Below are 12,505 nucleotides of genomic sequence, written 5' to 3'. Positions count from 1 at the left end.
AAGCCCCGCATTATCCCCCTATTGGCGCGATCCCGCAGGCCTCGACCCGCATCACAGCATCCCGCACGCGACCCCGTCCCGGAATCACCGCCTCCGGGGCGATCTCGGCCAGTGGCAACAACGCAAACGCGCGCTCATGCAGGTAGGGATGCGGCACCTGCAACTGCGGCAGGTCGATGACCTGTTCGCCATATAGCAGCAGGTCCAGGTCAAGCGTGCGGGGGCCCCAGTGCACGCCGGGCGCGCGGACGCGGCCGAAGCCGCGCTCGATCGCCAGCAGTGCATCCAGCAGGTCCGGGCCGGACAGCGTGGTCTCCAGCAGCGCGGCGGCATTGACGAACGCCGGCTGGTCGAGGTTGCCCCAGGCCGGCGTGCTGTACAGCTGCGAGCGCGCCCGCAAGGTGGTATGCGGCAGCGCGGCCAGCGCCTCGAAGGCATCGCGCAGGGTCTGCGCGGCGTCGCCGAGGTTGGCGCCCAACCCGATGCAGGCCGTGGTCACCGCTTACTCGCCTGCAGCAGCCCCGCCCGGCCGGCGACGGCGGCGGCGACGCTTGCGCGGCGCGCCGTCTTCGCCTTCGCCATCGGCCTGCGCGGCATCCAGCGCCGAATCCAGCTCGGGGCCGGACTGCAGTTGGGCCTCGCGCCAGAACTCCACGTCGGCGGTGTGCTCGCTGGAGGCGACCTGGCGCAGCACCAGGAAGTCATAGGCCGCGCGGAAACGCGGGTGGGTCAGCGTGCGGATCACGCGCTTGCGCTGGCGCGAGCCGAAGCGACCCTGCAGCAGCCAGATCTCCTGCATGGGCAGCGAGAAGCGGCGCGGCAGCGCGATGGTGGTCAGCTGGTGCAGGGTGACGCGGTCGGCCGCGCGTCGCTGCGCCTCTTCCAGCGCCACGCCCTGCTTCTGCAGACTGGCCAGGGCGCGGCAGAATGCCGGCCACAGCAGCAACGCGAACAGGAACGACGGCGACACCGGTTCGTCGTTGGCCACGCGCAGGTCGGTGTTGTGCAGGCCCTCGATGACCATCCGGCGCAGCGCACCGCTGCGGTTGCTGCGCAGCGCCGCGGCGCTCTCGGGGAACATCACGTCGAGCAGGCCGTAACGCTCCAGCCCTTCGAAGCTGGCCACGCCGTGCCCGGACAGGAACAGCTTGAGGACTTCCTCGAACAGGCGCGCCGGTGCGGCTTCGCCGAGCAGGTTGGCCAGCCGCGGCAGCGGCTCGGCACTGGCGTCGTCGATCTGGAAACCGAGCTTGGCGGCCAGGCGCACCGCGCGCAGCATCCGCACCGGGTCTTCCTGGTAGCGCTTTTCAGGATCGCCGATGAGTTTCATCAGGCGCGCCTGCACGTCTTCGAAGCCGCCGGTGTAGTCGCGCACCGAGAAGTCCTCGATCGCGTAGTACAGGGCATTGCAGGTGAAGTCGCGGCGGATCGCGTCGTCCTCGATGCTGCCATAGACGTTGTCGCGGACCAGCATGCCGTTTTCCATCTCGCGGTCGCCGCTGCCGTCATCGATGTTGGCGCGGAAGGTGGCCACTTCGATGATCTCGCGACCGAACACGACATGGGCCAGGCGGAAGCGGCGGCCGATCAGGCGGCAGTTGCGGAACAGCGCCTTGACCTGCTCGGGCGTGGCATCGGTGGCCACGTCGAAGTCCTTGGGGTTGCCGCCGACCAGCAGGTCGCGCACGGCGCCCCCGACGAGGTAACCGGCGAACCCGGAATCACGCAGCCGGTACAACACGCGCAGGGCGTTGGGGCTGATGTCCTTGCGGGAGATGGTGTGCTGGTCGCGCGGAATCACGCGCAGGCTGAACGGTGATGTAGCAGAAGAATTGATGTTGGCGCTTCCGGTTGAGTTTTCGGGATTGCCCAATGGCATCTAGGTCCATATACTAGCGCGCTGCGCAGTTCGCGACAAAGCCTGCTCCCTTCGTCTAGAGGTTAGGACGTGGCCCTCTCAAGGCTAAAACAGGGGTTCGAGTCCCCTAGGGAGCACCAGTCGCGGTGCAGAAAGCCAAAAACCCCGCCCCGGCGGGGTTTTTGCGTTGCAGGGCCGGGCCCGGCTCATCCCTCCATCTGCTCCAGCTCCTTGCCCTTGGTCTCGCGCACGTACCGCAGCACGAAGACGATCGAGACCGCCGCTGCCGCCGTATAGATGCCATACGCCCCGGCCAGGCCGATCCCGGTCAGCAGCACCGGGAAGCTGACGGTAATGGCGAAGTTGGACGTCCACTGCGCCGCGCCGGCCACCGCCAGCCCCGACCCGCGGATCTGGTTGGGGAACATCTCGCCCAGCATGACCCACATCACCGGGCCCCAAGACATGTTGAAGAACACCACGTAGACGTTGGCCGCGACCAGCGCCAGCCGGCCCATGCCATCGGACAGCTGCAGCCGCCCGCCGTCCAGGGTGCCGCTGGCGAAGGCCACGGTGACCAGGGCAAGCGACACGGCCATGCCCAGCGAGCCGATCCACAACAACGGCCGCCGCCCGATCCGGTCGATCAGCACGATGGTCAGCAGGCACGCCCCGATGCTCAGCGCCCCGGACAGCACGTTGATCAACAGCGCGTCGTTCTCCGAGAAGCCGACCGCCTGCCACAGCACCGCACCGTAATAGAAGACCACGTTGATCCCGACCAGCTGCTGGAACACGGCCAGGCCGATGCCGATCCAGACAATCCGGCGCAGCCGCCCGCTGGCCGTGTCGAGCAGGTCCGAGAGCCGCGGGCGGTGCGCCTCGCCGGCCAGCGACCCGTCGATCTCGGCCAGTTTGGCCCTCGCCTCGTCCGGTCCGTACAACCGGGTCAAGACCGCCATCGCCTCGTCCTGCCGGCCCTTCACCACCAGGTAGCGCGGACTCTCGGGAATGCGCAGCAGCAACACCAGGAACAGGCCCGAGGGCAGCGCCTGCATCCAGAACATCCAGCGCCAGGCTTCCTGCCCCAGCCACAGCGGCTCGGTCGAAGCCCCGGCGGCGCGCGCCAACAGGAAGTTGCTGAGGAAGGCACAGAACAGCCCGCTGATGATCGCCATCTGCTGCACCGTGGCCAGGCGCCCGCGATAGCGCGCCGAGGCGACCTCGGCGATATAGGCCGGCGACATCACGCTGGCCGCGCCGACCGCGAAGCCCCCGACCACCCGCGCCAGCACGAATACCGCCGAACTGTGCGCCGCGCCGGCCCCCAGCGCGGACAGCAGGAACATCACCGCGGCGATGATGAGCACCCCGCGCCGGCCGAGCCGATCGCCAAGCCGCCCGGCGAAGAACGCGCCGAACGCACAGCCGAGCAGCATCGAGGCCACTTCGAAGCCGATCCCGGCCTGGCTGGACTGGAAGGTCTGCTTGAGCCCGTCCACGGTGCCATTGATCACGCCGCTGTCGAAGCCGAACAGGAAGCCGCCAATGGTGGCCACGCAGCTGATCAGGACGATGAAGCCGGTGTTCTCGCCGCGGGCGACGGATCGGGGAAGCGCTGTGGACATGGACGCACCTTGCCGGGGAAGGGGGACGGCCGCCAACCGCGCGACCACGGGATGGCCGCAGCGTCGCACAGGTCCGCCCCGCAACACCATGCCGCCCAGCCAGCATGGCCCGGGAACGACGCTCGCTGTCGCGCCGCGCCCGATCCCCACGATCCGTTGCCATCAACGCTGGCAGAATGCCCGACCCGCCGCCGCCTGCCCCGCCCTGATGACGCCTGCCATTTCCGCCACCCCCTCCCTGCTGGTCGACAGCCGTTGTACCCATGGCGAAGGCGCGCTGTGGTCGCCGCGCCGCCAGTGCCTGTTCTGGGTGGACATCAGCGAGCGACGCCTGTGGCAGTACCTCGCCGCCGATGGCAGCCGCCGCCACTGGGACCTGCCCGACCGCCCCGGCTGCCTGGCCGAGGGTGACGACGGGACGCTGCTGCTCGCCCTGGCCGGCTCGCTGCAACGCGCCGACATCGATACCCCGGACGGCACCCTGGCGCTGCAGTGGCTGGCCGACGTGCAGCCGGAGCACCCGGGCACGCGCAGCAACGATGGCCGCACCGACCGCGCCGGCAACCTGGTGTTCGGCACCATGAACGAAGATCCTGCGCGCGAACCGCTGGGGCGCTTCTACCAGTACAGCGCGTGCCGCGGCCTGCGCCCGCTCGACCTGCCCGGCGTGGTGATCCCCAACGCCATCTGCTTCAGTCCCGATGGCGGCACGATGTACTACTGCGACTCGGTGCGCCCGGAAATCTGGTGCTGCGACTACGACCCCGCGCTGGCGCGTTGCCACCGCCCGCGCCTGTTCGCGCGGCTGGAGGACCGCAGCTGGGAACCGGACGGCGCCATCATCGATGCCGAGGGCAGCCTGTGGAATGCGCAGTGGCGCGCGTCGCGCGTGGTGCGCTACGGCGGCGACGGCCGGATCGAGCGGATCGTGCCGATGCCGGTGACCAACCCCACCTGTGTCGCCCTGGGCGGAGCCGACCTGACCACGCTCATGGTGACCAGCTCGCGCCTGGACCACAGCGCCGAAGCGCTGGCGGCCAGCCCGCATGCCGGCGGCGTGTTCGCCATCGAGACCGGCCTCGCCGGCCTGCCCGATGCCCCGTTCCGCTGGTGATCGCGACCGGCCACCCCCTCCGTTGCAGCGCCAAGTGAGATCCAATCCCGCGCCGACGCCCAACCTGTTCTAGAATTGTCCGGCTTACTGTCGGATTCAGATCCAGCCATGCCTTTTGTCGTCACCGAAAACTGCATCAAGTGCAAACACACCGATTGCGTGGAAGTGTGCCCCGTGGATTGCTTCCATGAAGGCCCGAACTTCCTGGTGATCGACCCGGACGAGTGCATCGACTGCACCCTGTGCGAACCGGAATGCCCGGTCAACGCGATCTTCCCCGAAGACGACGTGCCCGCCGGGCAGGAAGTGTTCGTGGGGCTCAATGCCGAACTGGCCAAGGCCTGGCCAGTACTGACCGTGCGCAAGGACCCGCCCGCCGACGCCGGCGACTGGGACGGCAAGCCGGACAAGCTGCCGCTGCTGGAGCGCTGAGCAACGCAGCGTGCGGCACTGAAAAAGGGCGCCATGGGCGCCCTTTTTCATGTCCGGTAGCGCCGAACCACGCTCGGCTATCCCGATCCGGTAGCGCCAAGCCATGCTCGGCCACCCCAGTCGGTAGAGCCGAGCCATGCTCGGCTACCCCAGTCGGTAGAGCCGAGCCATGCTCGGCTGCCCCAATCGGTAGAGCCGAGCCATGCTCGGCTGCCCCAATCCGCTCGGGTGGCCGATCCTGAAGCAGCCGAGCATGGCTCGGCTCTACCAGGGGGCCCGATCGCGGCGCGCCGCACCCCGGATCGCGGCTGCGGACCCGGACAACAACCAGGTCCGCATGCCCTCTTACGGCGCCAGCTTCGCCTTCAGCTCGGCCAGCAGCTTGGTCGGGGCGGCGCCGGTGGCCGGCAGGCCACGCGGATCGACCGCCGAGACGTAGGCGCCCGCTTCCACGCCGACGACGCGGACCAGGAAATCGCTGCCTTCATAGGCCACGTCGTAGGAGCCCAGCAGCTGGGCCTTGCTGGCGATCTTCACGCCGGCCACGCCTTCCAGCGCGGTGCCGACCTTGCCGAACACCTCGTCCTTGCTGCCCGGCACGGTGAAGCCGGCCGCGTTGGCCTGCGACGCAGCAGCCGCCGGTGCCGCGGGGCGGGCCTGCGAGGCCAGCGCGGGGACCTGGGCGGCCGCGCTGCTGCCGGGCACGTTCAGATCCGGCGGGACTTCCAGCGGACGCATTTCCGGGGCCAGCGCATAGTCGCCCTTGGCGCCACGCTTGAAGCAGCCGGTGGTGCCCACCAGGGTGGCGGTGGCCAGAATCGCGAAGGACAGCACGCGGAGGGCGGAAACGGATTGACGCATGTGAATCTCCTGGGTGACCACTGTCGATCAGTGGTTGGATAGTGCTTCCAGCGCACCGATGTCGGTGGCCAGGTGTTCGGCAGCGGCATGGTGGGCCGCGGAAAGGGACAGCAGCGGCAGGCGCAGGCCGTGGCCGATGCCGATCCGGCGCAGCAGGTCCTTGACCGGGATCGGGTTGGGCTCCACCCCGCAGAATGCATGGAACGGTTCCAGGCGGGCATCCCAGGCCTCGGCGGCGTCGCGCTCGCCGGCCGCGGCCAGCGCGCACATGCGCCGGTATGCGCCCGGCAGGGCGTTGGAGCCGACCGAAATCAGGCCGTCGACGCCGGACAGGATCGAGCGCGCCGCGGTGCCGTCATCGCCACTGAGGATGGCAAAGTCCGCCGAACGCAGCGCCAGCAACGCCTGCACGCGACCGACATCGCCCACCGCTTCCTTGATGCCCACGATGTTCGGATGGGCGGCCAGCGCGGCCACGGTCTCCGGCAGCATGTCGCAGCCGGTACGGCCGGGCACGTTGTACAGGATGACCGGCAGGCCGCCCTGGTCGGCCACCGCGCGGTAGTGCGCGATCAGGCCTGCCTGGGTCGGGCGGACATACGGCGGGGTCACCACCAGTGCATGGGTCGCGCCACTGGCGGCCGCGCGGCGGGTCTGCTCGATGGTTTTCGCCGTGCCCGACAGGCCGGTCCCGGCCAGCACCGGCACGCGTCCGGCCACGGTTTTCACCGCGCTGCGCAGCAGCTGGTCGTACTCGTCGTCGGACAAGGTCGCGGCCTCGCCGGTCGAACCGGCCACCACCACCCCGTGAACACCACCCTCCAGTTGCAGGTGCAGCAGGCGCTGCCAACCGTCGGGATCCAATGCGCCATCGGCCTGGAAAGGCGTGGCCAGCGCGGTGATGAGACCGGAAAGGGACAAGGAAACGTTGCTCGGAAGAAAGGGGGCACCCGGTGGGCGTAAACGCCGGCCGGATGCAGGTTGCATGTTACTTGCGGGTCGAAAGCACGGGCAAGTATGCTGGACTCCGGCGAACGTGCCGTCGTCGGCCGTTCAGACTCACCTTGTATCACCCGGAACCACCTTGACCGACACCACGCCGCGGCCTGCGCCGACCGAAAACCATCTCCTGATCAACGCCTACACGACGCATCCGGAGTCCCCCCTGCTGCCCGTCACCCGGCGTATCGCCGACAGCGGCTGCAACCTGGTCGATGCCCGCCTGGCCACCGTCGGCCGCGATGTCTCGGTGACGGCACTGGCCACCGGCTCGTGGGATTCGGTGGCCAAGCTGGAAGCCATGCTCACCCGCCTCGAGCGCGAAGAGGGCCTGAAGCTGGTGTGGTACCGCACCGGCGCCAAGCAGGCGCAGTCCAACCTGCTGCCCTACATCGTGGAAGTGATCGCCGCCGACAAGCCGGGGATCCTGTTCCAGCTGGCCGATTTCTTCGACCGCCAGGGCATCACCATCGAGAACCTGCAGAGCACCCGCTATCGCGCGATGCAGACCGGTGCGGAAATGTTCTCCGCGCAGGTCACGATCGGCGTGCCGGCCAACATGCATATCGCGGCGCTGCGCGACGATTTCCTTGAGTTCTGCGACCACCTGAACCTGGACGCCATCATGGATCCGATGAAGTTCTGATCTTTCGCGCGTTCGTCACGGGCGCGCGATGTTTCATGCAAGTGCAGTGACGCACCGCTGTAACAGCTTTGCCCCAGGCTCCGGAAAAAGGACCTCATGAACATCGGCGACACCCTGGACAGATCCACCCTCGATCTCCCGCTGGCACTGTCCGGCGGTGACACCACCACCCTCGGCACGCTCGCCGGCCAATGGCTTGTCCTGTACTTCTATCCCAAGGACAGCACGCCCGGCTGCACGACCGAAGGCATCGACTTCAACGCCCTGCTCCCGCAGTTCACCCAGGCCGGCGCCCGCGTGTTCGGCGTCTCCCGCGATTCGGTCAAATCCCACGACACCTTCTGCGCCAAGCAGGGCTTCGCCTTCCCGCTGATCAGCGATGGCGACGAAGCGCTGTGCACCGCCTTCGATGTGATCAAGCTGAAGAACATGTACGGCAAGCAGGTGCGTGGCATCGAACGCAGCACCTTCCTGATCTCGCCCGACAGTCGTATCGTGCAGGCGTGGCGCAAGGTCAAGGTGGCCGGCCACGCGGATACCGTGCTTGACGCCCTGAAGGCCGCGAAAACCCAGTGACCAACCCGGCACCCCCCAATGGCCATCACCCTGCCCCGCAGGTCGTGATGGCTTGTCCCTGTTCTGCCACCAGGAAATGACGATGACCCGAGGCAAGCGCATCTACGTTCTGGATACCAACGTGCTCATGCACGATCCGACCGCGCTGTTCAAGTTCGAGGAGCATGATGTCTACCTGCCGATGCAGGTGATCGAAGAGCTGGACAACGGCAAGAAGGGCACCACCGAAGCGAGCCGCAACGCACGCCAGGTCAGCCGTTTCCTCAACGAGCTGGTACAGGCGTCGGGCCTGGACAACCTGGCCGATGGCATCCCGCTGCAGCGCCCCAACGGCCTGCAGCTGCGCGGCAAGCAGAGCGTGGGCCTGCTGCGCTTCCAGACCAGCCACTTCGACGCGGGCAAGAGTTTCGGCGCGGTCATCCCGGACAACGCCATCCTCGGCGCGATCCTGGCGCTGAAGGAGCAGATCCCCGAGATCCCGGTGGTGTTCGTCTCCAAGGACATCAACCTGCGGATCAAGGCGGCGATCGCCGGCATCGTGTCCGAGGATTACGAAAACGACCGCGCGCTCGACGATTTCAGCCTGCTCTACACCGGCGCCACCGAGCTGCCTGAAGACTTCTGGAAGAAGCACACCGACAGCCTGCGCAGCTGGAGCGACAAGGGCCGCACCAGTTACGAGATCATCGCCAGCGAAGACGAGAGCTGGCATCCCAACCAGTACGCCTACCTGCCCGGCGACGATGAAGTCGAACTGCGCGTGGCCAAGGTCGACGGCGACAAGGTCACCCTGTCGCTGGTCAATGATTTCCGCCATGGCAGCCATGCGGTGTGGGGGATCAGCGCGCGCAACCGCGAGCAGAATTTCGCGCTCAACGCACTGATGGACCCGGAGATCGATTTCGTCACCCTGCTCGGCACCGCCGGTACCGGCAAGACCCTGCTGGCACTGGCCGCCGGCCTGGCCCAGACCATGGACCAGCAGCGCTACCGCGAGATCATCATGACCCGCGCCACGGTCAGCGTCGGCGAGGACATCGGCTTCCTGCCCGGCACCGAGGAAGAGAAGATGACCCCGTGGATGGGCGCGCTCACCGACAACCTGGAAGTGCTCACCCACACCCAGGAAGGCGGCGCGTGGGGCCGTGCGGCAACCAACGACCTGATCGCCAGCCGGATCAAGATCCGTTCGCTCAATTTCATGCGCGGGCGTACCTTCCTGTCGCGTTACCTGATCCTGGACGAAGCACAGAACCTCACCCCCAAGCAGATGAAGACCCTGATCACCCGTGCCGGCCCCGGCACCAAGATCGTCTGCCTGGGCAACGTCGAACAGATCGACACCCCGTACCTGACCGAGACCACCTCGGGCCTGACCTACGCGGTGGACCGCTTCAAGAACTGGCCGCACAGCGCCCATGTCACGCTGCGCCGTGGCGAGCGTTCGCGCTTGGCCGACTACGCTTCGGAGGTGTTGTGAACCAGTCCCTGTCCCGTGCCGTCCTGCCGCTGGCGCTTGCCGCGCTGGTGGCCGCGTGCACGCCCGCCAACACGCGGCCGGGCGCCAGCGTCCCGACCGCGGTCAAGACCGGCCAGTCCTGGGTGGTGACGCGACCGATCGTCGCCGCCCAGGTGCTCGATACCTGCTCGCGCGACAGTCCCGGCCGCGAGGCCGGGCGGGTCACCGGCTACTGGGCGCCCAGCCGCAAGGAGGTCGAACAGCTGGAGGCAGCCCTGCCTACCCTGGAGGCACAGGTGCCCAAGGCCGTTGATTTCGATCGCCAGTACGTCGGCATCGAAATGAACGGACGCAAGCTGATCTACCTCAATGCCTTCCACCTGCCCGACGATGCCGACATCGATCCGGCGCGCGAGGCGATCCGGGTCTGCGACGGGGGCCGCCAGTTCTGGGGCGCCGTATTCGATCCGGCCAGCGCGCAGTTCACCGACGTCCGCTTCAACGGCGCGCTCGACACCCCCTGAGCCTGCCGTGGCCACGCCCATCCAGGCTCGATGAGCATCCGGCTGCCCACCTGGGTCTGGATCGGCGCGGTCGCGTTGTCGTGCGTGGCCGGCATGGTCAACGTGGTCGGCTTCCTGGGGTTCGAACACCAGGCGGTCAGCCACATGACCGGCACCACCAGCCAGCTCGGCATGGCGCTGGCGCAGGGCGACTGGCGCGTGGTCGGGCACCTGTGGGGCCTGCTCATCGCGTTCTGCCTGGGCGCGATGCTCAGCGGCATGATCATCCAGGACAGCGCGCTGCAGCTGGGCCGGCGCTACGGCGTGGTCCTCACTTTGGAATCGCTGTTGCTGCTGGCGGCCATTCCCCTGTTCAAGCAGCAGCAGATCTGGGGCGCATTGGCCGCCGCCATGGCCTGCGGCCTGCAGAACGCCATGGCCACCACCTTCAGCGGCGCGGTGGTGCGCACCACCCACCTCAGCGGCATGTTCACCGACCTGGGCATCGGCCTGGGCCACCTGCTGCGTGGCCTGCCCCTGCCGATCCGGCGCCTCACCCTGAGCGGGTTGATCGTCAGCGGCTTCCTCGCCGGCGGCGTGATCGGCGCAGCGTTGTTCCTCCGCTTCGGCTACGACGCCCTGCTCGCCCCGGCGCTGCTGACCGGCTGCACCGGCCTGGGCTACGTGCTGTACCGGCAATGGGTGCTGCTGCGCCGGCCCTGAAGCAATGCCGCGGCAAACATTGCACAATCAGCGCATGACCCCGCCCGCCCCTGTTTCCGCCCTGACCATCGCCGGTTCCGATTCCGGCGGCGGTGCCGGCATCCAGGCCGACCTCAAGGCCTTCGCCGCGCACCGCGTCCATGGCCTGTCCGCGATTGCCGCCCTGACCGCGCAGAACACGCGGGGGGTGACCGCCGTGCACGTGCCGCCGCTGGACTTCCTGCACGCGCAGATCGAGGCCTGCTTCGCCGACTTCGACATCCATGCGGTGAAGCTGGGCATGCTCGCCAATGCGGAGGTGATCGAGCTCGTTGCCAGCGCGCTGGAGCGCCATCGCCCCACCCACGTCGTGCTCGACCCGGTCATGGTCGCCACCAGCGGCGCCAGGCTGCTGGAGGAGAGCGCGCTGCGGGCCATGCGTGAGCGACTGCTGCCGCTGGCCACGCTGCTGACCCCGAACATTCCCGAAGCCGAGCTGCTGCTCGGGCGCACGATCAGCAGCGCCGACGATGCCGAGAACGCCGCCGCCGCGCTGCTCGACCTTGGCGCTGGCGCGGTGCTGCTCAAGGGCGGCCACCTGCATGAAGGCCCGCGCGTGATCGACCGCTATTTCGATGGTGTCAGCCACGAAGAGTTCATCCATGCGCGCTTGCCGGTCGATGCACATGGCACCGGTTGCACGCTGGCCTCGGCCATCGCCGCGCAGCTGTGCCAGGGCCTGTCGCTGCCCAATGCCTGCGAGGCGGCGATCGACTACGTCGCGCGCGGCCTGCAGGGCGGCTACTACCCGGGCCGCAGCGAGGTCGTGGTAATCGACCACTTCGGCGCAGCGCGACCGGCATGATCGACGCGCTCGCCGTACCGATCACCGCCGCCGACGGCCACCGTTTCGAACTGCTCGCCCGGGTACCCGCGCAGCCGCGCGCACACCTGTTGTGGTTGCCCGCGCTGGGCGTGGCCGCGCGCCATTACCTGCCGCTGGCCGATGCCTTGGCCGCACATGGCGTGGCGGTGTACCTGCACGAGTGGCGCGGCAACGGCAGCAGCAGCCTGCGCCCCTCACGCACGCAGGATTGGGGCTATCGCGAGCTGCTCACGCTCGACCTGCCCGCCAGCCTGGCCCAGCTCGCTGCGGGCGCCCCCACCCAAGGCGTCATTGGCGGTCACAGCCTCGGCGGACAGCTGGCCTGCTGTTTCGCCGGGCAGCATCCCGGTGTTTTCCAACGCCTGTGGCTGGTCGCCAGTGGCACGCCCTACTGGCGCACCTTCCCGGCCCCGCGCGGCTGGACCCTGCCGCTGATCTACCGGTTCCTGCCGTGGCTGGCACACCGCCAGGGCGTGCTGCCCGGTCGTCGGCTCGGCTTCGGCGGCACCGAGGCGCGCGGCCTGATCACCGACTGGGCCAAGGTGGGGCTGAACAACCGCTATGCCGGCGCGGGCATTGGCGAGGATCTTGAAGCCGGGCTGCGTGGGGTGTGTGCGCGCGCCACCGCCGTGGTGATGGAACAGGACTGGCTGGCACCGGCCACCTCCATGCACGGCCTGCTGGCCAAGATGCCGCAGACGACCGCCACGCTCAGCGTGGTGTCGCCCGCCGCGCTTGGCGTGCGTGCGGATCACTTCGCCTGGATGACCGCCCCGCAGGCCGTGGCCGCGCTGCTGTTTCATTCATTGGAATGAAGACCTTCACAAAAGCGTTGACGAAT

The 12,505-nt window shown here is 68.3% G+C and carries 14 protein-coding genes and 1 tRNA gene; 10 read left to right on the top strand and 5 right to left on the bottom strand.

Going from position 1 to position 12,505, the window contains the following annotated elements; genetic code table 11:
- Positions 1-10 precede the first annotated feature (10 nt).
- Positions 11-499, bottom strand: a complete 489-nt coding sequence (folK, locus tag M2421_RS07345) for a 2-amino-4-hydroxy-6-hydroxymethyldihydropteridine diphosphokinase (RefSeq protein ID WP_259204663.1) — start codon at positions 497-499, stop codon at positions 11-13.
- Positions 500-502: 3 nt separating this feature from the next.
- The gene (pcnB, locus tag M2421_RS07340; protein WP_259204660.1) at positions 503-1,879 is read right to left on the bottom strand and encodes a polynucleotide adenylyltransferase PcnB; all 1,377 of its coding nucleotides are present in this window, start codon (positions 1,877-1,879) and stop codon (positions 503-505) included.
- Between the two features lie 44 nt (positions 1,880-1,923).
- Between pcnB and M2421_RS07335 the strand changes: the two genes are divergently transcribed.
- Positions 1,924-1,998: transfer RNA gene (locus M2421_RS07335), tRNA-Glu, on the top strand.
- A 66-nt stretch (positions 1,999-2,064) separates the two neighbouring features.
- Here M2421_RS07335 and M2421_RS07330 read toward each other — a convergent pair.
- The gene (locus M2421_RS07330) at positions 2,065-3,486 is read right to left on the bottom strand and encodes a sugar porter family MFS transporter (RefSeq protein WP_259204652.1); all 1,422 of its coding nucleotides are present in this window, start codon (positions 3,484-3,486) and stop codon (positions 2,065-2,067) included.
- A gap of 208 nt (positions 3,487-3,694) precedes the next feature.
- On the opposite strand from M2421_RS07330, the gene M2421_RS07325 reads away from it, so the two are divergent.
- Together M2421_RS07325 and fdxA are read left to right on the top strand one after the other, a co-directional pair.
- A complete protein-coding gene (locus M2421_RS07325) occupies positions 3,695-4,600 on the top strand; it encodes an SMP-30/gluconolactonase/LRE family protein (protein WP_259204650.1) in 906 nt (301 codons plus the stop codon).
- A gap of 108 nt (positions 4,601-4,708) precedes the next feature.
- Positions 4,709-5,032 carry a ferredoxin FdxA gene (gene fdxA, locus M2421_RS07320; protein ID WP_259204648.1) on the top strand — a complete coding sequence of 108 codons (324 nt, stop codon included), beginning with the start codon at positions 4,709-4,711 and terminating at the stop codon, positions 5,030-5,032.
- A 345-nt stretch (positions 5,033-5,377) separates the two neighbouring features.
- On the opposite strand, the gene M2421_RS07315 is transcribed toward fdxA, so the two are convergent.
- Positions 5,378-5,893 (bottom strand): hypothetical protein, encoded by a 516-nt coding sequence (locus M2421_RS07315; RefSeq protein ID WP_259204646.1) that lies wholly within the window; start codon positions 5,891-5,893, stop codon positions 5,378-5,380.
- Between the two features lie 27 nt (positions 5,894-5,920).
- Positions 5,921-6,814, bottom strand: coding sequence for a 4-hydroxy-tetrahydrodipicolinate synthase (gene dapA / locus M2421_RS07310; protein WP_259204644.1), 894 nt, complete (start codon positions 6,812-6,814; stop codon positions 5,921-5,923).
- 163 nt (positions 6,815-6,977) lie between these two features.
- Between dapA and M2421_RS07305 the strand changes: the two genes are divergently transcribed.
- The 7 genes from M2421_RS07305 (at position 6,978) to M2421_RS07275 (ending at position 12,479) form a co-directional block, all read left to right on the top strand.
- Positions 6,978-7,538 carry a glycine cleavage system protein R gene (locus tag M2421_RS07305; protein WP_019183297.1) on the top strand — a complete coding sequence of 187 codons (561 nt, stop codon included), beginning with the start codon at positions 6,978-6,980 and terminating at the stop codon, positions 7,536-7,538.
- A 96-nt stretch (positions 7,539-7,634) separates the two neighbouring features.
- Positions 7,635-8,114: a peroxiredoxin gene (locus tag M2421_RS07300; RefSeq protein WP_259204638.1), complete on the top strand. Its 480-nt coding sequence runs from the start codon at positions 7,635-7,637 to the stop codon at positions 8,112-8,114.
- 82 nt (positions 8,115-8,196) lie between these two features.
- Positions 8,197-9,594: a PhoH family protein gene (locus M2421_RS07295; RefSeq protein ID WP_259204636.1), complete on the top strand. Its 1,398-nt coding sequence runs from the start codon at positions 8,197-8,199 to the stop codon at positions 9,592-9,594.
- 8 nt (positions 9,595-9,602) lie between these two features.
- Positions 9,603-10,097, top strand: a complete 495-nt coding sequence (locus tag M2421_RS07290; protein ID WP_259205046.1) for a hypothetical protein — start codon at positions 9,603-9,605, stop codon at positions 10,095-10,097.
- Between the two features lie 30 nt (positions 10,098-10,127).
- Positions 10,128-10,799 carry a YoaK family protein gene (locus M2421_RS07285; RefSeq protein WP_259204633.1) on the top strand — a complete coding sequence of 224 codons (672 nt, stop codon included), beginning with the start codon at positions 10,128-10,130 and terminating at the stop codon, positions 10,797-10,799.
- Positions 10,800-10,833: 34 nt separating this feature from the next.
- Positions 10,834-11,643, top strand: coding sequence for a bifunctional hydroxymethylpyrimidine kinase/phosphomethylpyrimidine kinase (gene thiD, locus M2421_RS07280; RefSeq protein WP_259204632.1), 810 nt, complete (start codon positions 10,834-10,836; stop codon positions 11,641-11,643).
- The gene (locus M2421_RS07275; protein WP_259204629.1) at positions 11,640-12,479 is read left to right on the top strand and encodes an alpha/beta fold hydrolase; all 840 of its coding nucleotides are present in this window, start codon (positions 11,640-11,642) and stop codon (positions 12,477-12,479) included. The genes thiD and M2421_RS07275 overlap by 4 nt, the downstream gene beginning before the upstream one ends.
- Positions 12,480-12,505 lie beyond the last annotated feature (26 nt).

Source organism: Stenotrophomonas sp. BIGb0135 (assembly GCF_024810105.1).
GTDB classification, from domain to species: domain Bacteria; phylum Pseudomonadota; class Gammaproteobacteria; order Xanthomonadales; family Xanthomonadaceae; genus Stenotrophomonas; species Stenotrophomonas maltophilia_AB.
This window is presented reverse-complemented; position numbering and strand designations above follow the sequence as displayed.